The 19,361-nt window shown below is 64.7% G+C and carries 22 protein-coding genes, 1 tRNA gene and 1 pseudogene; 10 read left to right on the top strand and 14 right to left on the bottom strand.

Translation table 11 applies throughout. The features are described from left to right. Nucleotides 1–35: 35 nt before the first annotated feature. Nucleotides 36–263: a DUF2171 domain-containing protein gene (locus HAP40_RS19140; RefSeq protein WP_166816347.1), complete on the top strand. Its 228-nt coding sequence runs from the start codon at nucleotides 36–38 to the stop codon at nucleotides 261–263. Nucleotides 264–730: 467 nt separating this feature from the next. Here the strand turns inward: HAP40_RS19140 and HAP40_RS19135 are convergent, their stop codons facing one another. After that, nucleotides 731–949 (bottom strand): hypothetical protein, encoded by a 219-nt coding sequence (locus HAP40_RS19135; RefSeq protein ID WP_166816348.1) that lies wholly within the window; start codon nucleotides 947–949, stop codon nucleotides 731–733. 667 nt (nucleotides 950–1,616) lie between these two features. Here HAP40_RS19135 and HAP40_RS19130 point away from each other — a divergent pair. Then, a complete protein-coding gene (locus HAP40_RS19130; protein ID WP_166816349.1) occupies nucleotides 1,617–1,778 on the top strand; it encodes a hypothetical protein in 162 nt (53 codons plus the stop codon). Nucleotides 1,779–2,073: 295 nt separating this feature from the next. On the opposite strand, the gene HAP40_RS19125 is transcribed toward HAP40_RS19130, so the two are convergent. From HAP40_RS19125 to HAP40_RS19115, 3 genes are all read right to left on the bottom strand, one after another. Continuing rightward, on the bottom strand, nucleotides 2,074–2,832 hold the full coding sequence (locus HAP40_RS19125; protein ID WP_166816350.1) for a hypothetical protein: 759 nt from the start codon (nucleotides 2,830–2,832) through the stop codon (nucleotides 2,074–2,076). A 183-nt stretch (nucleotides 2,833–3,015) separates the two neighbouring features. Further along, complete coding sequence (locus HAP40_RS19120) at nucleotides 3,016–3,228, bottom strand: DUF2273 domain-containing protein (RefSeq protein ID WP_166816351.1); 213 nt, start codon at nucleotides 3,226–3,228, stop codon at nucleotides 3,016–3,018. 74 nt (nucleotides 3,229–3,302) lie between these two features. Continuing rightward, entirely contained in the window at nucleotides 3,303–3,530 is a 228-nt protein-coding gene (locus tag HAP40_RS19115) for a hypothetical protein (protein ID WP_166816352.1), read from the bottom strand. 267 nt (nucleotides 3,531–3,797) lie between these two features. Here HAP40_RS19115 and HAP40_RS19110 point away from each other — a divergent pair, with 267 nt between their 5' ends. Next, complete coding sequence (locus HAP40_RS19110) at nucleotides 3,798–4,145, top strand: DUF6481 family protein (protein ID WP_166816353.1); 348 nt, start codon at nucleotides 3,798–3,800, stop codon at nucleotides 4,143–4,145. 128 nt (nucleotides 4,146–4,273) lie between these two features. Here the strand turns inward: HAP40_RS19110 and HAP40_RS19105 are convergent, their stop codons facing one another. Next, nucleotides 4,274–4,516: a pentapeptide MXKDX repeat protein gene (locus HAP40_RS19105; protein ID WP_166816354.1), complete on the bottom strand. Its 243-nt coding sequence runs from the start codon at nucleotides 4,514–4,516 to the stop codon at nucleotides 4,274–4,276. A gap of 321 nt (nucleotides 4,517–4,837) precedes the next feature. Here HAP40_RS19105 and dctP point away from each other — a divergent pair, with 321 nt between their 5' ends. From dctP to HAP40_RS19090, 3 genes are read left to right on the top strand one after another with little or no spacing between them, the layout of a single operon-like run. Then, the gene (gene dctP, locus HAP40_RS19100) at nucleotides 4,838–5,860 is read left to right on the top strand and encodes a TRAP transporter substrate-binding protein DctP (protein WP_166816355.1); all 1,023 of its coding nucleotides are present in this window, start codon (nucleotides 4,838–4,840) and stop codon (nucleotides 5,858–5,860) included. Then, entirely contained in the window at nucleotides 5,857–6,411 is a 555-nt protein-coding gene (locus HAP40_RS19095) for a TRAP transporter small permease (RefSeq protein ID WP_166816356.1), read from the top strand. Before dctP ends, HAP40_RS19095 begins: the two co-directional genes overlap by 4 nt. Then, on the top strand, nucleotides 6,408–7,766 hold the full coding sequence (locus tag HAP40_RS19090) for a TRAP transporter large permease (RefSeq protein WP_166816357.1): 1,359 nt from the start codon (nucleotides 6,408–6,410) through the stop codon (nucleotides 7,764–7,766). The genes HAP40_RS19095 and HAP40_RS19090 overlap by 4 nt, the downstream gene beginning before the upstream one ends. Nucleotides 7,767–7,810: 44 nt before the next feature. Here the strand turns inward: HAP40_RS19090 and HAP40_RS19085 are convergent, their stop codons facing one another. The 4 genes from HAP40_RS19085 to HAP40_RS19070 are packed head-to-tail and all read right to left on the bottom strand — an operon-like array spanning nucleotide 7,811 to nucleotide 13,491. Then, nucleotides 7,811–8,725, bottom strand: coding sequence for a hydroxymethylglutaryl-CoA lyase (locus tag HAP40_RS19085; protein ID WP_166816358.1), 915 nt, complete (start codon nucleotides 8,723–8,725; stop codon nucleotides 7,811–7,813). A gap of 1 nt (nucleotide 8,726) precedes the next feature. Next, the gene (locus tag HAP40_RS19080; protein ID WP_166816359.1) at nucleotides 8,727–10,730 is read right to left on the bottom strand and encodes an acetyl/propionyl/methylcrotonyl-CoA carboxylase subunit alpha; all 2,004 of its coding nucleotides are present in this window, start codon (nucleotides 10,728–10,730) and stop codon (nucleotides 8,727–8,729) included. 4 nt (nucleotides 10,731–10,734) lie between these two features. Beyond that, nucleotides 10,735–12,339, bottom strand: a complete 1,605-nt coding sequence (locus HAP40_RS19075) for a carboxyl transferase domain-containing protein (protein ID WP_166816360.1) — start codon at nucleotides 12,337–12,339, stop codon at nucleotides 10,735–10,737. 24 nt (nucleotides 12,340–12,363) lie between these two features. Further along, complete coding sequence (locus HAP40_RS19070) at nucleotides 12,364–13,491, bottom strand: isovaleryl-CoA dehydrogenase (RefSeq protein ID WP_283815371.1); 1,128 nt, start codon at nucleotides 13,489–13,491, stop codon at nucleotides 12,364–12,366. Between the two features lie 156 nt (nucleotides 13,492–13,647). Between HAP40_RS19070 and HAP40_RS19065 the strand changes: the two are divergent. Next, nucleotides 13,648–14,659: pseudogene (locus HAP40_RS19065) on the top strand (AraC family transcriptional regulator). A 95-nt stretch (nucleotides 14,660–14,754) separates the two neighbouring features. Here the strand turns inward: HAP40_RS19065 and HAP40_RS19060 are convergent. The 3 genes from HAP40_RS19060 to HAP40_RS19050 all read right to left on the bottom strand — a co-directional run bounded on the left by HAP40_RS19060 (nucleotide 14,755) and on the right by HAP40_RS19050 (nucleotide 16,318). After that, nucleotides 14,755–15,048 (bottom strand): DUF3551 domain-containing protein, encoded by a 294-nt coding sequence (locus tag HAP40_RS19060; RefSeq protein WP_166816363.1) that lies wholly within the window; start codon nucleotides 15,046–15,048, stop codon nucleotides 14,755–14,757. Nucleotides 15,049–15,269: 221 nt separating this feature from the next. Next, nucleotides 15,270–15,764: an Lrp/AsnC family transcriptional regulator gene (locus HAP40_RS19055; protein WP_166816364.1), complete on the bottom strand. Its 495-nt coding sequence runs from the start codon at nucleotides 15,762–15,764 to the stop codon at nucleotides 15,270–15,272. A gap of 248 nt (nucleotides 15,765–16,012) precedes the next feature. Then, a complete protein-coding gene (locus HAP40_RS19050; RefSeq protein ID WP_166816365.1) occupies nucleotides 16,013–16,318 on the bottom strand; it encodes an ETC complex I subunit in 306 nt (101 codons plus the stop codon). A gap of 256 nt (nucleotides 16,319–16,574) precedes the next feature. Between HAP40_RS19050 and HAP40_RS19045 the strand changes: the two genes are divergently transcribed. Further along, the gene (locus HAP40_RS19045; RefSeq protein ID WP_166816366.1) at nucleotides 16,575–17,744 is read left to right on the top strand and encodes an OpgC domain-containing protein; all 1,170 of its coding nucleotides are present in this window, start codon (nucleotides 16,575–16,577) and stop codon (nucleotides 17,742–17,744) included. Between the two features lie 44 nt (nucleotides 17,745–17,788). Here HAP40_RS19045 and HAP40_RS19040 read toward each other — a convergent pair whose 3' ends face one another. After that, nucleotides 17,789–17,983 (bottom strand): hypothetical protein, encoded by a 195-nt coding sequence (locus HAP40_RS19040; protein WP_166816367.1) that lies wholly within the window; start codon nucleotides 17,981–17,983, stop codon nucleotides 17,789–17,791. 307 nt (nucleotides 17,984–18,290) lie between these two features. Between HAP40_RS19040 and HAP40_RS19035 the strand changes: the two genes are divergently transcribed. After that, complete coding sequence (locus HAP40_RS19035; protein WP_166816368.1) at nucleotides 18,291–18,449, top strand: hypothetical protein; 159 nt, start codon at nucleotides 18,291–18,293, stop codon at nucleotides 18,447–18,449. Between the two features lie 571 nt (nucleotides 18,450–19,020). Then, on the top strand, nucleotides 19,021–19,182 hold the full coding sequence (locus HAP40_RS19030; protein WP_246741077.1) for an RNA-binding protein: 162 nt from the start codon (nucleotides 19,021–19,023) through the stop codon (nucleotides 19,180–19,182). A gap of 91 nt (nucleotides 19,183–19,273) precedes the next feature. Here the strand turns inward: HAP40_RS19030 and HAP40_RS19025 are convergent. Continuing rightward, a tRNA-Pro gene (locus HAP40_RS19025) sits at nucleotides 19,274–19,350 on the bottom strand. Between the last annotated feature and the right edge of the window lie 11 nt (nucleotides 19,351–19,361).

Below are 19,361 nucleotides of genomic sequence, written 5' to 3'. Positions count from 1 at the left end.
ATGTCGGCCGTTGGGACTCCGCAAAGGAGGACCACATGTCGGAAATCAGAGAGCATATGAAGATCATCGGCAAAGACGGGGCGCATGTCGGCACCGTCGACCGCGTCGAGGGCAACCGCATCAAGCTGACGCGGAAGGACAGCCCCGAAGGTCACAAGGACCACCATCACTACATCGACACGAAATATGTCGGTGCCGTCGAGGGTGACATCGTCAAGCTGTCGGTGAATGCCGACGCCGTGCCCAAGCAGGAAGCGGCATAACGACAGCAAGCCCCTTCGGGGGCTTTTTCCTCGTTCACGACGCCGTGTCCCGTCTCGTCGATTCGAGCGTTAGTCCGCTCTTGCAGAGCGCGGCGCCTCCGGGGCGTCTTCGCAAATTCGTTCGTCCTTCAACAAAACGTGCGCAGGCCTGTACGGCGGACCGAAGCGCCCTACTTATGCGGCATGCGCAAATGCTGTCGTAGGAAGTTGTGATGCCGCGATCGGATTGGACGAGAATGGCGATCACCTCGGGGGTCGCCTCGACCGCGATTGCCTTCCTCGCGATCGACGCTACGGTGGATGTCAGTCCGAGTGGAATCGCAAAGCGGCTTGAAGTGGTGCAAGCGTCCCTGACGCACGCCGCAATCGGTCACCATCATCTGGCCTTCGCCGTTCAGGCCTGGGCACGTGGCAATCAGGCTTGGGCGCGTGGAAGCGACCAGACGGCTCGTCCTGCCACCTATGAATTATGCATCGAGCGTCACGAGTACCGGCCGCAGCCGGTAGGCGTCGATCGCGGCGTTTGACAGCAGCAGTCTGCGCCGCTCCCCACGCAGCATCATGCGGTCGATCCTGTTCAGGATGAAGCGAGCCGAATCCTTGGGCTCACCGGTGAGCAGTCCGGATTGGTCGAGATATCTCCAGGCGATTTCGAAAGATTGTGCACGCAACTCGGGGTCGGTCATGGCCGGCCAACGCTGCTGCGGATCGAATGTTCCTGCGTCTGATCCAGTCCGGGCGGATTGATCGCGCCTTCGGTCGCAGCCTGACAAAATTCGGCGCGCCGTGGAACGGGACCACGACCGGCACGTTGGACCGGTGAAATAGAGTGGTGCCGACCTGCAGCCCCGGTCGGCTTTGAAGAACCCCGCGCTTGTCCCCCGAGCACGGGGTTTTTCTTGTCTCGAACAAGCCCAGCCGGCCTCTAGTCGGTCCGCTCCTCGCGCCGCTCGCGGGCAAGCTGGTGCCAGGCCAGGGCGAGCTCGATCAGGCGTTGCCGGTCGGCGCCTTCGGACGCTGCGGCCCGCTTCATTGCGGCCTCGGCTTGATGCTGTGGATCGTACTGGCTACACATGACGCTGACCCTATAACCAGACGATCTGGACAAGCGCATGGCAATTTCGTCCGTATGATTGCGGGGTCAACCCTGGCAGCCCGGCGGTATCGTCGCGTGAGATGCAGCACGATTGCTTCGATGCACGTGCCGATCGTGAAGCCGCAGCCGCCGTTCCTTCAGGCCGATCTGTGAATTGCATCACAGCCCGCTGACGACTTCGCCGCTAGACATCATTGAAGGCTCCCCGGGGAGCGCAAGCGCTTACACGAGCGCAGGACACGATGGTCTTTCCGGTCATGACACACAAATCAGCTGCCCAGGTGGTCGTCCCGACAGAACGACAAAAGCCCGACCTGCTGGGTATCGCCTATCTCGGGACCATCACCGTCGTGATGCTGGCCTGGATCGGAGGCCTGGTCTGGGCCGCGATAGCGTTCTTCAGCAGGCTGGTGTCCTGATGCGCGCAACGATCCGTGTGCCGCGGCAAGAGGCGCGGCGCCGATCGTGAGCTAGAACAGGTAGTGCAGCACCTGCGAGAGTTTAATCCCGCCGCAAACGATCATGGCCCACAACGCCATGCTGATCTGGATCGCATCCAGCATGTCCACATCCCCCGCGAATCATCCGACGTTTTCTTTTGAGATTTGCGTGACGCGGCACCGAGCGCCAGCGCTAATTTGAAGCCATCGCCGGCACCAAACGAAAGAGGCGGGCCCGAGCCCGCCTCTGCGCATCATATCCGATCCGGATGACTCAATAGCACGCGCGGGGATCGGCCTGCACGTACTGACCGTTCGGATAGCGGTAATAGCAAACGCCCTGTGCCAGATAATAGCCCGGTTGCGAGGCGGCCGTGGCGCCGGCGATCGCGCCGGTTGCCCCGCCGAGAACCGCGCCGGCCGCAGCCCCGGTTGCATTGCCCGAGAGCAGCCCGCCCAGCACGCCGCCGACAATGGCGCCGCCCAGCGCGCTCGCGCCCGGATCAGCCGGCGGCGGAGGCGGAGGTGCATATGCGACCGGAGGCGGCGCCGGGGCATAGGCCACCGGCACGTCGTCGTAATAATCCTCCGAGATATAGGCCGGCGGTCCCGCCATGCGCTGCGGATAATAATACCAGACCCCGCCGACATCCCACCACCAGCCGGAGCGGCCGTTGCGGACCTCGTGGCGCCAGCGTCCGCCATCCCAGGCGCGGTTGCCGCGATAGGCGTGACCGCCCCAATCGCGCTCCGGCGCGGGCCCGCGGGCGTAATGGCGGCCAGGCGGCGGGCCGCCGGCGTTGTGCGGGCCGGGACCGCCGGGACGCGGCTGCGCGCCGGGCTGCGGCGCGGGTCGGGCCGCCTGCTGCGGCGGGGGACCCTTGCGGATGTTCTGATTGGCCTGGGGCGGCGCGCCTGCGGCTGGCCCGGCCTCCCTCGGCGGTCTGGCCTCCTGCGCCTGCGCCGACAGCGCCAGCAACGACATGGCCGAAACCAAGGGAATGATGATCTTCGTGCGTCTGGAAGCACTCATGCGTGCTCGCCCCCTACTCTCTCGATGGCCGTGGTCCCTGGCGCGACAGCCGATTCGTCTCGCACCGGGCTGATGCCGGCCGACATAACTGACCTGCTTGATCGGCTAAGTCCCGTTACAAATGATTAAGATCACGACAATTTTTCGGCTCCAGCGCGCCGCTCCCGGCGGGCGGGGCCGCTTCTATCGGGCCGGCTCGATCACGTTGCAATTGGTCCGCCCCGACATCAGGCAGTCCTGCATCTTGCTGGCCGAGGTGAGGTCGCGGGCAAGCCACCACCCGATGCCCAGGATCAGAGCCGCGATCAGCAAGCCGGCGACGGCGCCGCGACGGCTGTCGCCCGATGGGGACTTTGGAGAGGATTTGGGCCTTAGGCCCGGCTCGGTCTTCGACATGGCTGCTTGGTCGCTCGAGTCAGATGCCTTTATCAGCTCTGCGACGTGGCGTCACATCCGACCGGCGATGCCATTTAGCCTCGGGTCGGCCGGATTGCTTCCTTGCGCGACGTCTCGACCGCCGGGATCGCCCGTGGTGCGCAGGTCGTGACCACGAACGCGGTCCGGGTACACTCCCAATCGGCACCCAGGACGGCACTCTCGATGGGTTGCGGACGCGCGAAGAGCAGCGTGGCACCGACCAACGCAGCGACCACCAGGGTGAGCGCGAGCGCCTTGAGGGTCAGTCTTGAGATCGTCATGCCCGTGCTCCGTCTCGTAGACGGGCGGACGCTAGGCGCCGCCCGGTGTGCTCCTTATGAAGGAGATCACAATTCGGCAGTTTTTCCTGGCTACGAGAGATCGTCGGAGGGGGCGATTTTTCGTTGACCTGATCGGCTGCGATTATGGGTGGCTTCGCGACGCGCGCCGATGTACACGCTTCTACGTCGCGCGGCGCCTGCTATGCCCAGCCGACGTACCAACTGGCACTGATGTAGGATCGAAAGCGAGGAAGACAAGGCTCGTCGATGAGTGGATTCAGGGAACCCGGCTTTGCAGACCGGCAAAAGGCGGCACAGGACGCCCGCAAAAATCTTTTGAACAAGTTCAAGTCGCAACCGGGGCCCGATGATCCTACGGTGGCGGCGAAGCGTGCCGAACGCGAGGCTCTCGCGGCCAAGCGAGCCGAGACCAAGGCTGCGCGCGAAGCTGAAAGAGCCGAGCAGAAGCGCCTCGAGGAAGAAGCCAAGGCCGCCGAGGCCGCGCGAATTGCGCGCGAGGCCGAGGAAGCCGAAGCACAGCGCGCTGCGCTCGAAGCCGAGCAAAAGGCCAAGCGCGATGCCCGCTACGCGGCCCGCAAGGCCAAGCGCAAGTGATGCTCAAACTTCACGTTCAATTGAAATTGAACTGAAGCGTCATTCCGGGGCGGTCCATGGGACCGCACCCGGATTTCGCGATCGTACGGCTCCGCCGAGTGCCAGCGTCGCGCGATGACGACGGAAGGTCAGTTCTTCTTCATCATCCCGTCGTCTTTCTTCATCCCGTCCTTCGACATGTGATCCTTTTTCATGCCGTCGTCCTTCGACATGTGATCCTTCTTCATGCCGTCCTTGGACATCGTGTCCTTCTTCATCATGCCGTCGTCCTTGCCCATCTTGTCCTGGGCGAAGGCGGCCGGCGACAGCGCGAGGCCAAGCGACAGAACGGCAGCCGAGACGCCGAGCACGATGCGGGTGCGAATGGTCATGAGCAGTCTTCCCTTCGAGATTGCGTTTGTCAGCGACGGATGCCGCTATCCTGTCTCGACGGATGGCCACGCGGCATTGTTACGCCGACCATCGGTAAATTTCTGTTGGCTGCCGCCATCCCGGAAATGACGTAGCCCGTGCGGATCGGAAGTGTGCAGCGCAGCACGGTCGACACTTGCCGCGGCACGCGGTCTCGAACTATCAGATGAGAGATCATCGGGTGAGGACCGGCTAGGATGGGCACACCCGCGGTCTCGACCACCCAACCCAAAATCACGCCAAGCAGAACCGTCCAAAGAACCGTCCAAGGGGATCACACCATGTTCACGCGCCGCCACCTGCTCGCGACTGCTGTCGCCGCCCCCGCCATTCTCCGCTTTGGCACCGGTACGGCGCACGCCGCCACCACGCTGAAGATCTCGCACCAATTCCCCGGCGGCACCATCGACAAGGGCGATTTCCGCGACCGGCTCTGCCGCATGTTCGCCGCCGAAGTCGCCAAGCGCAGCAATGGGGACATCGCCGCCGAAATCTATCCGAACTCCTCGCTGATCAAGACCAACGCGCAGTTCTCCGCGATGCGCAAGGGCGCGCTCGACATCAGCCTCTATCCGATGCCCTACGCCGGCGGCGAATTGCCGGAAACCAATATCGGCCTGATGCCGGGCCTCGTCACCACTTACGACCAGGGCCTGCGCTGGAAGAAGGAGCCCGTCGGCAAGGCGCTGACCGACTTCCTCGCCGACAAGGGCATTATCCTGCTCACCTGGGTCTGGCAGGCCGGCGGCGTCGCCAGCCGCTCCAAGCCGATCGTCGCGCCAGAAGATGCCAAGGGCCTCAAGGTGCGTGGCGGCTCGCGCGAGATGGACATGGTGCTGCAGACCGCCGGCGCCTCGGTGCTGTCGGTGCCGTCCAACGAAATCTACGCGGCGATGCAGACCGGCGCCTGCGATGCCGGCATCACCTCCTCGACCAGCCTGATCTCCTTCCGCCTCGAAGAGGTCGCGAAGTCGCTGACCTCGGGCGCAGGCGCCTCCTACTGGTTCATGCTCGAGCCCTTGATGATGTCGAAGGCGATCTTCGACAAGCTGCCGAAGAACCATCAAGATGTCCTGCTCGCGGTCGGCACCGAGCTCGAGGCCTTCGGCCGCAAGGGTGCGCAGGACGACGACATCGAGGTCGCCAAGGTCTATGAGAAGGCCGGCGCCAAGGTCTCGGCGCTCGATGCCGCGACGGTCGGCAAGTGGCGGGATATCGCGCGCGACACCGCGTGGAAGGACTACGGCGCCAAGACCGCGACCGCTGCGAAGCTGCTCAAGCTTGCCACCGACGTCGCGGCATGAGCCACGGTCCGCTTCCGGATCGTGATGACCAGGCGAACGCTGCCGCAGGGACTGGCCCTGCGGCAGCGATCGATCGTGTCCTCGCCATCCTCAACAGCATCATCGTCGTGTTCGCTGCGATCGCGCTGGTCGCAGCCTGTGCGATCCTGAGCTACAGCGTGCTCAGCCGCGCTCTGTTCAAGGCCGCCAATTACTGGCAGGACGAAGCCGCCGTGTTCCTGCTGGTCGGCGCCACCTTCATGACGGCCGCCTATGTGCAGCAGAACCGCGGCCACATCGGCATCGAGGCCTTCGTCGGCCTGCTCTCGCCGCTCGCGAACAAAGTCCGGCTCTGGCTGGTCGACGTCGCGACGTTCCTGTTCTGCGCCTTCTTCACCTGGAAATCCTGGACGCTGGCTCACGAAGCCTATGTCGACGGCCAGGTCTCGAACTCGATGTGGTCGCCGCCGCTCGCCATTCCCTACACGCTGATGGCGCTCGGGATGAGCCTGCTCTGCATCCAGATCCTCGTGCAGCTTGCGCTGCCTTTCGCCGGAGCCAAGCGGCCATGAGCGTTTTCGGTATCGGTCTCGCCTACGGGATCGCCACGCTGCTCGTGATGTTTTCGGGCATGCCGATCGCGTTCGCGCTCGGCGCGGTCGCAGTCGTATTCATGGCCATCTACATGCCTGCCGCGTCGCTCGATACGGTGACGCAGAACGTCTACGAGGAAATGGCCTCGATCACGCTGTTATCGATCCCGCTGTTCATCCTGAAGGGCGCCGCGATCGGCAAGTCGCGCGCCGGCCAGGACCTCTATTCGGCGCTGCATGCCTGGCTGCATCGCGTGCCCGGCGGCCTCGGCGTTGCCAACGTGTTCGCCTGCGCGCTGTTCGCGGCGATGGCGGGCTCGAGCCCCGCGACCTGCTCGGCGATCGGCTCGGCCGGCATCCCCGAGATGCGCAAGCGCGGCTATTCCGGAGGCTTCGCCGCCGGCATCATCGCAGCGGGCGGCACGCTCGGCATCCTGCTGCCACCCTCGATCACCATGATCCTGTTCGCGGTCGCCGCCGAAAAATCGCTCGGGCGGCTGTTCCTCGCCGGCATCGGCCCCGGCCTGCTGCTGGTCTTCCTGTTCGGCGGCTATGCCGTCATTCGGTTCCGCCAGGAATATGCCGCCGCAGAAGCGGCCTACAAGAACGGCGGACCGGAGGCGGCAATCCTCGCCCGCGACGAATATACCCTGGCCGAACGCTTCAGCGTGCTGCCGCGCGTGATCCCCTTCGTGCTGCTGCTCACCGGCGTCATGGTCGCGCTCTATGGCGGCTACGCCACGCCGTCGGAGACGGCCGGGCTCGGCGGCCTCCTCGCGCTGGCACTGATCGCCGCGATCTACAGCGTGTGGCGGCCGAGCGACCTCGCTCCGATCATGAAGTCGACGATCCGGGAATCGACCATGCTGATGATGATCATCGGCATGTCGCTGCTCTATTCCTACGTGATGAGCTATCTGCACATCTCGCAATCGGTGGCCGAATCCATCGTCGCGATGCACCTGCCGCGCTGGGAGCTCTTGTTCGCGATCCTCGTCATGGTCGTCGTGCTCGGCTTCTTCCTGCCGCCGGTCTCGATCATCCTGATGACCGCGCCGATCATCCTGCCCCCGCTTCGCGCCGCGAACTTCGACATCATCTGGTTCGGCGTGGTCATGACCATCGTGATGGAGATGGGCCTGATCCATCCGCCCGTCGGTCTCAACATCTTCGTGATCCGCAACGTCGCGCCGGACATTCCCCTGCGCGAGGTGATCTGGGGCACCCTGCCCTTCGTGCTCCTGATGATGCTCGCCGTGCTGCTGCTCTGCTTCGTGCCGGGGATCTCGACCTGGCTGCCGGATCTGGTGATGGGGCCGGACGGGAGCAGGTGAAAGCGCGAATGGCGAGTGGCGAATAGCGCGTTGGAACCTAGTGGCTATTCTCTCTTCGCCATTCGCTTCTTCGCGTTCAGCGCGGACGCCACGCGGCTCACCGGCGGCTTGCCCAGCACGCCGCTCATCTCGTTGGTGGCCGCCAGCAGCTTATCCATGTCGACGCCGGTCCTGACGCCCATGCCTTCGAGCATGTAGACCACGTCCTCGGTCGCGACATTGCCGGTCGCGCCGGGCGCGTAGGGACAGCCGCCGAGGCCGCCCGCGGCGGCGTCGACGACGCGCACGCCCTCCTCCATCCCCGCATAGAGATTGGCGAGCGCCTGGCCGCAGGTGTCGTGGAAATGCATCGCGAGTTTTGCCGGCGGGACGTTGGCACTGACCGCGCGCAGCATCGCCTTCGCCTTGGCCGGCGTGCCGACGCCGATGGTGTCGCCGAGCGAGATCTCGTAGCAGCCGAGCTCGAACAGCGTGTTCGCGAGATCGGCGACCGCCTTTGGCGCGATCTCGCCGTCGAACGGACAGCCGAGCACGCAGGAGATGTAGCCGCGCACCGGTATTCCGTCGTCCCTGGCACGCGCCAGCACCGGCTTGAAGCGCTCGATGGACTCCGCGACCGTGCAGTTGATGTTGGCGCGCGAAAAGCCCTCCGAGGCCGCCGCGAACACCGAGACCACCTTGGCGCCGGCGGCGCGCGCGGCGTCGTAGCCCTTCTCGTTCGGCACCAGCACGTGGAATTCGGCGCCCGTCACGTGGGCAACGCCGCGCAGCACCGCATCCGAGCTGGCCATCTGCGGGATCGCCTTGGGCGAGACGAACGCGCCGACCTCGACCGTATCGAGGCCGGCCGCGACCAGCGCCTCGATGAAGGCGATGCGGGCCTCGACGCTGACGGGCGTCTTCTCGTTCTGGAGGCCGTCACGCGGCCCCATTTCGATGATGCGGACGGAATTGCTCATGTCACTCTCCGGACGGCTCGACCACGGCGAGCTCGATGCCCTCCTGCACGATGTCGCCGACCTTGCACTTGATCGATTTCAGCACGCCAGCATAGGGCGCTCGCAACGTCTGCTCCATCTTCATCACTTCGAGGGTGAGGATCGGCGCGCCCTTCTCCAGCTTGGCGCCCTCCTCGGCCAGCACGGCGACGACGGTGCCCGGCAAAGGCGCCGCGATCTTATCCTCGCCGGTCTGCTCCTCGCTCTCGCCGCCGAACGGATCGACCCAGTGCAGGTCGAAGCGACCGTTGCGCGTGCGCAGATACAGCTCATGGCCGTCGATCACGGCGGCAACCTGCGATTTGACGCCGTCCAGTATCAGGTCGAAGCCACCTTCCTTCGTCGCGATGGTGAACGCCAGCTCGCGTTCGCCGATTACCAGCGTCGACGGACCACTGCCGTAATTCAGTGTGATCTTCTGCTCCGGCCCGTGGCCGACGCGGAAGGCAAAGCCGCGCTGACGGCGGCCAACCGGCTGCCAGCCGAAGGTCTGCCAGGGGGAGTTCGCCTGCGCCTGTGCGGCTTGCCGTTCCGCGTTGATGATCGCGGCCACCGCGGCGCACAGCTCGAGCTCTCCGGGCGCCGGCGAGGCGGACGTCAGCACCGCCAGCTCGCGCTCGATGAAGCCGGTGTCGATCGCATTCGTCCGCACCTTCGGATGCGTCATCAGCGCCGACAGGAACGGGATATTGGTGACGATGCCGCGGACGTCGGACTCTTCCAGTCCACGGTTGAGCCGCTCGATCGCGACATCCCGCGTCGGCGCCCAGGCGATCATCTTTGCCAGCATCGCGTCATAGTACGGCGAGACGCTGTCGCCCTCGCGATAGCCGGCATCGATGCGCAGGCCCCCGGTTTCCGCCGGCAGGCGCCACGTCGAAATCCTGCCGACCGACGGCATGAAATTCTTGGTCGGGTTCTCGGCATAGACGCGCGCTTCGACGGCATGGCCGTTGAGCCGGATCTGATCCTGCTTCAACGGCAGCGCCTCTCCGAAGGCGACGCGCAGCTGCCATTCGACGAGATCGATCCCGGTGATCAGCTCGGTCACGGGATGCTCGACCTGCAGGCGCGTGTTCATCTCGATGAAGAACACGTCCTTGCCGTCGGAGACGAACTCGATGGTGCCGGCGCCGACATAGTCCACCGCGCCCGCCGCCTTGCGCGCGGCGGCGCAGACCGTCTCGCGTTGCGCCGCGTTGAGCGTCGGCGACGGCGCCTCCTCGATCACCTTCTGGTGCCGCCGCTGCAGCGTGCATTCGCGCTCGAACAGCGAGAGCAGATTGCCGTGGCTGTCGCCGATCACCTGCACTTCGATATGCCTGGGATTGTCGACATATTTCTCGATCAGCATGCGATCGTCGCCGAAGGCGGCCTTGGCCTCACGCTTGGCGCTGACGATCGCGGCCGCAAGTTCGTCCGCCGAGCGCACGATGCGCATGCCGCGGCCGCCGCCGCCGGCGGAGGCCTTCACCAGGATGGGGAAGCCGATCTTGTCCGCGGCCTTCGAAAGCGTCGCCTCGTCCTGGGCCTCGCCGTGATAGCCGGGCACCAGCGGCACGCCGGCTTTCTCCATGAGCGCCTTCGAGCCGGACTTCGAGCCCATCGCATTCATCATCCCGGCGGTTGGGCCGACGAACACCAGCCCGGCGTCCAGGCAGGCCCGCGCAAACTCGGCATTTTCCGACAGGAAGCCGTAGCCGGGATGCACGGCCTCTGCGCCGGTCTTCCGCGCAGCCTCGATCAGCCGCTCGACGTTGAGATAGCTGTCGCGCGCCCGCGCGGGCCCCAGCAGCACGGCTTCGTCCGCGAGCGCGACATGCATTGCATCGCGATCGGCCTCAGAATAGACCGCGACCGTGCGCAGTCCCATGGCGCGCGCGGTGCGGATGACGCGGCAGGCGATTTCGCCGCGGTTGGCGATCAGGAGGGTGCGAAAACGCCGGTAGAGCTTTGAGCGGTCCATCGCATCACATCCTGAACAGGCCGAATTTCGTAGGCTCGATCGGCGCATTCGACGCCGCCGAGAGGCCGAGGCCGAGCACGAGCCGCGTGTCGGCCGGGTCGATCACGCCGTCGTCCCAGAGACGCGCGGTCGCATAATACGGGTGTCCCTGGCTTTCATATTGCGCGCGGATGGGCTCGCGGAATTTGTCTTCGTCTTCCTTCGACCAGCTATCGCCCTTGGCCTCGATATTGTCGCGCCGGACCTGGCTCAGCACCATCGAGGCCTGCTCGCCGCCCATCACCGAGATGCGCGCGTTCGGCCACATCCAGAGGAAGCGCGGCGAGTAGGCGCGGCCGCACATGCCGTAATTGCCGGCGCCGTAGGAGCCGCCGATCACGACAGTGAATTTCGGCACCGAGGCGGTCGCGACCGCCGTCACCAGCTTGGCGCCGTCGCGCGCGATGCCGCCGGCCTCGTATTTCTTGCCGACCATGAAACCGGTGATATTCTGCAGGAACACCAGCGGAATGCCGCGCTGGCAGCACAGCTCGATGAAGTGGGCGCCCTTCAGCGAGCTTTCGCTGAACAGGATGCCGTTATTGGCGATGATGCCGACCGGATAGCCCCAGATATGGGCGAATCCGCACACCAGCGTCGTGCCGTAGAGCTTCTTGAACTCGTCGAATTCGGAGCCATCCACCACGCGCGCGATGATGTCGCGGACGTCGAAGGGCTTTCTGCCGTCGACCGGCACCACGCCGTAGATCTCCTCCGCCGCAAACAGCGGGTCGCGCGGCGGATGCATGTTGAGGTTCGGCCACGCCGGCGGCTTCAGCGTGCCGACGATGCGGCGGGCAATCCCGATCGCGTGCGCGTCGTTCTGCGCATAATGGTCCGTGACGCCCGACTGCCGCGAATGCACGTCGGCGCCGCCGAGCTCCTCCGCGCTGACGACCTCGCCGGTCGCGGCCTTCACCAGCGGCGGGCCGCCGAGGAAGATGGTGCCCTGGTTGCGCACGATGATGCTCTCGTCCGACATCGCGGGCACATAGGCGCCGCCGGCGGTGCAGGAGCCCATCACGATCGCGATCTGCGGGATGCCTTGCGACGACATCTGCGCCTGATTGTAGAAGATGCGGCCGAAATGCCGCTCGTCCGGAAAGATCTCGTCCTGCAGCGGCAGGAAGGCGCCGCCGGAATCGACCATGTAGACGCAGGGAAGGTTGTTCTGCCGTGCGATGTCCTGCGCGCGCAGATGCTTCTTCACCGTCATCGGGTAGTAGGTGCCGCCCTTGATGGTGGCGTCATTGGCGACGATCACGCATTCACGGCCCGCAATGCGCCCGACGCCCGTGACGACGCTCGCCGCATGCACGTCGCCGCCATAGAGGCCGTAGGCCGCGAGCGGCGACAGCTCCAGGAACGACGTCCCGGGGTCGACCAGCAGGTCGACGCGCTGGCGTGCCAGCATCTTGCCGCGCGCGGTGTGGCGGTTGCGCGAGGCCTCGCCGCCGCCGCCGGCGACCTGGCTCAGCTTCTCGCGCAAATCCGCGACGAGGCTGCGCATGGCCTCGGAATTGCGCGCGAAGTCCGATGACGACGGATCGATGCTGGAATGGAGTGGCATGGTGATTCCAATGAGGTGAGCGATTTAAGCCGTCTCGGCCATCAATTCGCGGCCGATCAGCATGCGGCGGACTTCCGAGGTGCCGGCGCCGATCTCGTAGAGCTTGGCGTCACGCCACAGACGCCCCACAGGGAATTCGCTGGTGTAGCCGACCCCGCCGAGTGCCTGGATCGCCTCGCCCGCCATCCACGTCGCCTTCTCCGCGGAATAGAGGATCGCGGCAGCCGCGTCCTTGCGCAAGCTGCGCGCGTGGTCGGCGCGGTCGCAGGCGCGGCCCACCGCATAGACATAGGCGCGCGTGGCCTGCCAGGTCGAATACATGTCGGCGAGCTTGCCCTGCATCAGCTGGAAATCGCCGATCGGCTGACCGAACTGCTTGCGCTCGTGCATGTAGGGCACCACCGCGTCCATGCAGGCGGCCATGATCCCGAGCGGACCGCCTGACAACACCGCGCGCTCATAGTCGAGGCCCGACATCAGCACCTTGACGCCCTCGCCGACCTTGCCGAGCACGTTCTCCTCCGGCACTTCGCACTCGTCGAAGAACAAGGGATAGGTATTGGAGCCGCGCATGCCGAGCTTGTCGAGATGCTGGCCATGGGTGAATCCTTTGAAGCCCTTCTCGATCAGGAAGGCCGTCATGCCGCGCGGGCCGGCCTCCGGATCGGTCTTGGCGTAGACCACCAGCACGTCGGCGTCGCCGCCATTGGTGATCCACATCTTGGAGCCGTTGAGGACGTAGCGGTCGCCACGCTTGTCGGCGCGCAGCTTCATCGAGACCACGTCGGAGCCGGCCCCGGGCTCGGACATCGCGAGCGCGCCGACATACTCGCCCGAGATCAGCTTGGGCAGATAACGCTGCCGCTGCGCATCGTTGCCGTTGCGGCGGATCTGATTGACGCAGAGGTTGGAATGAGCGCCGTATGACAGACCCACGGCCGCGGAGCCGCGCGAAATCTCCTCCATGGCGACGATATGGGCGAGATAGCCCATGTTGGAGCCGCCATATTGATCCGGCGCGGTCATGCCGAGCAGGCCGAGGTCGCCGAAGCGCTTCCAGAGGTCCGCGGGGAACAGATTGGCCTTCTCGATGTCGGCCGCGCGCGGGGTGATCTCCGCCTCCACGAACGCGCGAAGCGTGTCGCGCAGCATGCCGATGTCTTCGCCCAGATCGAAGTCGATGCTCGGGATGTTCAAGGCGATTCCTCCGTATTTTGACCGTCGAACCTAGCGGCATCGAGGGCCTCTTGCGGTCGAAAAGGTTGCATTTTCCGCCAAACTTGGCGAGGGTTTTCGAGAGGAATTCCGATGCCTTTTCAAGCCGCCACCGCGACCTCGCGCCGCCTTCGTCCGCGGCGTGATCGCCGCGTATGAACGATACGGCCGCGACCCGGCGGAGGCGCTAAGCCGCGGCCAGGTAGCCCCCGACCTTGTCAATTCTCCGGATGGGCGCGTCACGGCGGCCCAGTTCGAGGCCGTGGCCGGCCATGCGATGCGCGAGCTCGACGACGAGGCGCTCGGCTGGTTCTCGCGGCGGCTGCCCTGGGGCACCTATGGCATGCTGTGCCGCGCCTCGATCACGGCGCCGACACTGGAGGTCGCGCTCAGGCGCTGGTGCCGGCATCATCGTTTGATCACCGAGGACGTGCTGCTCAATCTCGAACTCAACGAAGAGACCGCGGCCGTCTCGATCCGGGAACTGCGCGACCTCGGATCCTTACGCGAGTTTTGCCTCGTCACCCTGCTGCGTTACGCGCTCGGCTTCTCCTGCTGGGCGGTCGATTCCGCGATCGCGCTCCGGGCGGCGGAATTCCCGCACCCTCAACCCGACCACGTCTCGGTCTATCCGACCATCTTCTGCAAAAGCATCCGCTTCGACGCAGACTGCGCGCGCATCGTCTTCGACAAGCACTATCTCTCGCTGCCGCTGACGCGCAGTCCGGCCGATCTCGACAGCATGCTCAAGGGAGCGCTGCGGCTGACAGTGCTGCCCTATCGGCGTGACCGCCTGCTGGTCGAGCGCGTCCGCCGCGTGCTCCGCCATGCGCGCGGACGAAATCTCGGCGCGGAGGATGTCGCCAGCGAGCTGGCGCTCTCCACCCGCACCATGCATCGGCGCCTGCGCGAGGAGGCCACCTCGCTACGTGATCTCAAGGAAGAGGCGAAGTTCGAGCTCGCCAAGCAGGAGCTGATGCGCGGCCGCAGCCCGATCAAGCGCATCGCGGAGATCGCCGGATTCCGCAACGAGAAGAGCTTTTCCCGCGCCTTCCGCAGCTGGACCGGCGCCTCCCCGCGCGAATTTCGCGGCCGGTATCGCTGAGGCACGCCCGCCGTTATCTCGCTGTCATGGTCTAATGGCCCCCGAGATGGCTCTCGGAGGCCGCAACATCTCGAAACCGGTTTCGATCCCGGCCGTTAATTCGAGTTGGTCTGCGTGCCGGGGCGAACCTTGGTGCGCGAATGCTTCGGCTGATAGGCCATTGCGTCGTTCGAGGTCTTCGCGCCGCCGCTCTGCGAGCAGGTGCCGCCGATGCCGCCGGCCGCAGCGCGGCAGGCTTCCATCGTCGGATAGCCGCAGCCATGAGCGGCCTGGGCGCCGTTGGTGATGCAATAATCTTCCGCCTGTGCGGCGGGGGCAGTCATCATGAGAAACGCGGATGCAAACAGCGTCGCGGCGGATGCGACGAACGTCTTCGAGGTCGGGGTCATGGTGTCTTTATCCAGCTTCAGGGGTCCCACAAAACAGGCCTCAGATGCGACGCATGCTGAGGTTCACCCCTTGCATTTAGGCGGCGCACCAGGACCGACAATCACGTCCCAGCGCATCGCAGCACTTCCAAACTCACATGTCACAGTTAGGTGAGTGAGTCATGCATTTAATTCGGCTTGCACGAACTTCCGGTTTGTCTGCGCGAAAATATCGGGATCCCCTATCCTGCCGGCGTCGCCAGGGGGATCTCCTGCAACGGCAGCGGCACATCCTTGGCGACACCCAGCACGGGGAAGCTGCGAACGTTCTTCACATCGGGCATCGCGGCGAAATGCAGGAGCTGCTGGCGCATGCTCTCGACACTCGGCGCCACGCATTTGAGGAGATAGTCGGTGTCGCCCGAAATGCGCCAGCATTGCTGGATGCGCGGGATCACGGCGATCGAGCTCTCGAACGCCTCCAGCACCGGCTGGGCCTGGCTGCCGAGCTGGATCGAGACGAACGACACCACCTCATAGCCGAGCAGCCGTTCATCGATGACGGCCCGCACCGCCCGGATCACGCCGCGGCTGAACAGCGATTTCAGCCGGCGCAGGCAGTTCGGCGCGGACACGCCGACACGCAGCGCCAGCTCGTTGTTGCGAACCCGCCCGTCCTGCTGCAGCTCGGACAATATCTTCAGATCGACGCCGTCGAGCTGGTCACGCCCCGCCATACCCCTACCCTCGCCAAGGTCGTGTCATGCGGGGCAGCGAAGCACGCGGGGAAATGGCTGCCAAGGGTTCTTCGGCCCGGGCGGCTAGCCGCCCCCGTCGTCAGGGCCGGCGTCGCTTCCGCTCGCCTCTGTCCTGGCGATCCACGATCTTCACCCTCGCGCCGAAACGTGGAGGCCCGCGCCTTCGCCCCGCCGAAGCGAAGCGGCTTCGGCTGCGTGACGTACGTAAGAATAGAGTTTGCCTGGGATCAATGCGTCCAGGGCTCGCCGCGCCGGAACGAGAAATTGTCGGCATAGGCGGCCGGGCGGCGCACCGACTCCTGCGGCTCGATCACCTGGTAGGCGATGCCCTTGCGCTCGCAATAGGCGACCGCCTCGTCCTTGGAGTGGAAGCGCAGCGTGATCTGCTGCTTCATGTCGCCGGACGAGGTCCAGCCCATCAACGGCTCGACCGAACGCGGCTGCTCCGGCTCGTAATCGAGCTGCCATTCCTTCGTCTTGGACCTGCCGGATTGCATCGCGTTCTTGGCGGGCTTGAATATGCGTGCGGTCATGGGTGGTCCGGGCCTCTTGGTCTTTTCGTGCTATTCCGATGCGTCACGGTGGCAGTTGGTGGAAACCTCAGGGATAGTATAGAGACACCGTTCGGGAAATGTTCGGTGATTCCGGCTCCCGAGGTGCCTTGCCTATGGGTATAGTCATTATGCTGCACCGTGACAATTGCGTACCCGTCTTCCGCGCCGGGATCCCGCCGGGCGTCCCCATCGCACTGCAATCACCGCTTCTGTCCTCTTCGAAAGCTTCCGTCGCATGGCCTTCCTGAACGTCAGCGCCACGCTTCCCGAGAAGGGTCGCGACCTCCGGCTCGACCTGTTTCGCGGCGTCGCAAACTGGGCGATCTTCCTCGACCACATCCCCGACAACGTGGTGAACTGGATCACGACGCGCAACTACGGCTTTTCCGATGCCGCCGACCTGTTCGTCTTCATCTCCGGCTACACGGCCTCGTTCGTCTATGCGCGGATGATGCTGGAGCGCGGCTTCATCGTCGGCGCCACGAGGCTGACCAAGCGGGTCTGGCAGCTCTACGTCGCCCACATCATCCTGTTCGTGATCTACATCGCCTCGATCAGCTATCTCGCGCTGCGCTTCGGCGATTCCGAGATGATCAACGAGTTCAACGTCGCCGGTCTCGTCGACAACGCCACCGAGACGCTGCGCCAGGGCCTGTTCCTGCGCTTCAAGCCGCTGAATCTCGACGTGCTGCCGCTCTACATCGTGCTGATGGGACTGTTTCCGCCGGTGTTGTGGTTCATGCTGCGCAAGCCCGACCTGACGATGGCGCTGTCCATCGCGCTGTGGCTCGCCGCGCGCCAGTTCGGCTGGAACCTGACGGCCTATCCGGCTGGTCAGTGGTACTTCAACCCGTATTGCTGGCAGGTGCTGTTCGTGTTCGGCGCCTGGTGCGCGATGGGCGGGGCGCGGCGATCGATGACGCTGATCAACTCGCCGATCACCCTTTATCTGTGCCTCGCCTATATGCTGTTCGCGCTGATCATGACCATGGCCGGCCGCTTCCCGACCTTTGGCGGCATGTTCCCGGAATGGCTGTTCTCGGCCTTCAACCCCAACGACAAGACCAATCTCGCGCCCTACCGCTTCATCCACTTCGCCGTGATCGTGATCCTGGTGATCCGCTTCGTGCCGAAGGAATGGCCGGGCCTGGAATGGAAGGTGTTCGATCCGCTGATCGTCTGCGGCCAGCAATCGCTCGCGGTGTTCTGCGTCGGCGTGTTCCTGTCCTTCGTCGGCCATTTCGAGCTGTCGATGAGCTCGGGCTCGCTGCTCGCGCAGATCTTCGTCAGCATCGCCGGCATCGCGATCATGACGACGGTGGCCTATTACATCTCGTGGTCGAAAAAGCAGGACAAGCCGCTGAAGCCGCCGCCGGCCAAGCCGACTGCCGCGAAGGCCGCCTGAGGGCAAGGGCCGCGACTTTGCACCTGACGACGGCGATGCCGTCGTCAGGCCGCCTCTTCGCTGTCGAACTCGGTGAACTTCTTGTAGATCCAGTCGCGGCCGTCGTGGCGGCGCCAGACCTTGCCGTAAACGAGCTGCCCGTTGATCGAGCGGCGCGGCACGATCACGGTCCAGAGATGCCAGATCTCGGTCCAGCTGGACTGCGGACCAACCGTCTTGAAGTTGCCATCGAAAGACATGACGCAGAACTCGCCTGATACGCGCGTCGCGGCGAACTGTGACTCTGTGTGAGCCCGGATTTCAGGCAGCCCGTCGCGAGCCGGGCCCGATCTGATAACGATCGCCAGGGCGGCGGCAACAACCGCTCGCCCTTAACCTAACCGGTAAACCTTACTTCTCGCGCGCAAGTGGCGAGCCCCAGTTGAATGCCCGCGCCGACTTTTCTAGAATGCGTGCGCGATTTGAGAGCACGCCGTTTTGAGGGTGTGCGTTGATTTTGAGCCCGACACATATTTTGAGATGAGTTGACCTTTTGGGGCGACCACAATGAATTTGCAATGTGCACGTCTGTGCCTGGCGTTGCGATCGACGGCGCCTGTCCCGACCGCGAAGACGCCGGCCCAGGAGCCGCCGAAGGCCGCCAACGACAACGAAACGGTCTGGCCGTTCGTGCCGTTTCCGCCCGGCTGGCAGGCCTCGAGCTGAGGGCCGAGCCAAGGACTGACGCCTGAAAAGCGCAACGCCGCGCAAGCGGAATATCATCGCTTGGCGGCGTCCGTTTAGACATTGGGCGCTGAAATCCCCAACACACATATGTCTATGGCGGCAGCCAAAGGTTCGACGAGCCCCGGCAATTCCACGCACTTTTAAGGCCCCGGCGCTTGCGAGGACGATGTCGATGATGTCGCGGACGTCGACGTCGTGGCGCCGAACTGGTTGAAGCAATCGCGCTGATCGACATGAAGACCTCGCTCGAGGAAGCTCGACGGGCACGGCCCGTTCGGGGCCCACTCCATCAACGCGGCGAACGGCCGAAACAGGCGGCGGATGCGCGGAAAATTCGATTGCCGCATCGTTCGCCGGACAGCAACCAATCATCGGACCACGCGTTGCAGCTTTTTCCCGCCTGTCAGGGCATTCGAGCGTGTCTGCGATTACCGTGCACCCGCCTGCCTGGACGGGCCGACGCCTCACGTCCATGTGAGCTGGAGCGCCATCGGTGAACCTTCGCAAACGAGCCGAGAGAAATGAACTGGAGGCAAGGCAAGAGGACGGTGTGAGCCGAGTGGATACGCCTGAGAAACTTGCCGAGACGCCGGAGTCCGGAAGTTCGCTGCTCGCACTCTGCGGGCTCGGCCTCGCGGGAATCGCGATGCTGGGCTGGATCTGCGCCCTCGCCTGGCTCGCGTGGCGCTTCTTCGACTGGTTGCTGTTCTGAAACGTCGTCGCGTTCCGAAACGCAGGGGCTCGCCGCGTTCGCAAGCAGGTCGGAATCGCCAGAGAAAGTGTAGAAGATTCAACGTCGGGACTGGTCGGGGCAGCTGGATTCGAACCAACGACCTGCAGTACCCAAAACTGCCGCGCTACCAGGCTGCGCTATACCCCGAATGTCCGGTG

The sequence above is a fragment of the Bradyrhizobium sp. 1(2017) genome (assembly GCF_011602485.2).
Taxonomy (GTDB): domain Bacteria; phylum Pseudomonadota; class Alphaproteobacteria; order Rhizobiales; family Xanthobacteraceae; genus Bradyrhizobium.
Note: the sequence above shows the minus strand (reverse complement) of the source record. Positions and strands in the feature narration are given on the sequence as shown.

Coding starts and splice junctions, on each gene's coding strand:
- HAP40_RS19140 (WP_166816347.1), top strand. CDS start 36: ATGTCGGAAATCAGAGAGCATATGAAGATCATCGGCAAAGACGGGGCG.
- HAP40_RS19135 (WP_166816348.1), bottom strand. CDS start 949: ATGACCGACCCCGAGTTGCGTGCACAATCTTTCGAAATCGCCTGGAGA.
- HAP40_RS19130 (WP_166816349.1), top strand. CDS start 1,617: ATGACACACAAATCAGCTGCCCAGGTGGTCGTCCCGACAGAACGACAA.
- HAP40_RS19125 (WP_166816350.1), bottom strand. CDS start 2,832: ATGAGTGCTTCCAGACGCACGAAGATCATCATTCCCTTGGTTTCGGCC.
- HAP40_RS19120 (WP_166816351.1), bottom strand. CDS start 3,228: ATGTCGAAGACCGAGCCGGGCCTAAGGCCCAAATCCTCTCCAAAGTCC.
- HAP40_RS19115 (WP_166816352.1), bottom strand. CDS start 3,530: ATGACGATCTCAAGACTGACCCTCAAGGCGCTCGCGCTCACCCTGGTG.
- HAP40_RS19110 (WP_166816353.1), top strand. CDS start 3,798: ATGAGTGGATTCAGGGAACCCGGCTTTGCAGACCGGCAAAAGGCGGCA.
- HAP40_RS19105 (WP_166816354.1), bottom strand. CDS start 4,516: ATGACCATTCGCACCCGCATCGTGCTCGGCGTCTCGGCTGCCGTTCTG.
- dctP (WP_166816355.1), top strand. CDS start 4,838: ATGTTCACGCGCCGCCACCTGCTCGCGACTGCTGTCGCCGCCCCCGCC.
- HAP40_RS19095 (WP_166816356.1), top strand. CDS start 5,857: ATGAGCCACGGTCCGCTTCCGGATCGTGATGACCAGGCGAACGCTGCC.
- HAP40_RS19090 (WP_166816357.1), top strand. CDS start 6,408: ATGAGCGTTTTCGGTATCGGTCTCGCCTACGGGATCGCCACGCTGCTC.
- HAP40_RS19085 (WP_166816358.1), bottom strand. CDS start 8,725: ATGAGCAATTCCGTCCGCATCATCGAAATGGGGCCGCGTGACGGCCTC.
- HAP40_RS19080 (WP_166816359.1), bottom strand. CDS start 10,730: ATGGACCGCTCAAAGCTCTACCGGCGTTTTCGCACCCTCCTGATCGCC.
- HAP40_RS19075 (WP_166816360.1), bottom strand. CDS start 12,339: ATGCCACTCCATTCCAGCATCGATCCGTCGTCATCGGACTTCGCGCGC.
- HAP40_RS19070 (WP_283815371.1), bottom strand. CDS start 13,491: ATGCTGCGCGACACGCTTCGCGCGTTCGTGGAGGCGGAGATCACCCCG.
- HAP40_RS19060 (WP_166816363.1), bottom strand. CDS start 15,048: ATGACCCCGACCTCGAAGACGTTCGTCGCATCCGCCGCGACGCTGTTT.
- HAP40_RS19055 (WP_166816364.1), bottom strand. CDS start 15,764: ATGGCGGGGCGTGACCAGCTCGACGGCGTCGATCTGAAGATATTGTCC.
- HAP40_RS19050 (WP_166816365.1), bottom strand. CDS start 16,318: ATGACCGCACGCATATTCAAGCCCGCCAAGAACGCGATGCAATCCGGC.
- HAP40_RS19045 (WP_166816366.1), top strand. CDS start 16,575: ATGGCCTTCCTGAACGTCAGCGCCACGCTTCCCGAGAAGGGTCGCGAC.
- HAP40_RS19040 (WP_166816367.1), bottom strand. CDS start 17,983: ATGTCTTTCGATGGCAACTTCAAGACGGTTGGTCCGCAGTCCAGCTGG.
- HAP40_RS19035 (WP_166816368.1), top strand. CDS start 18,291: ATGAATTTGCAATGTGCACGTCTGTGCCTGGCGTTGCGATCGACGGCG.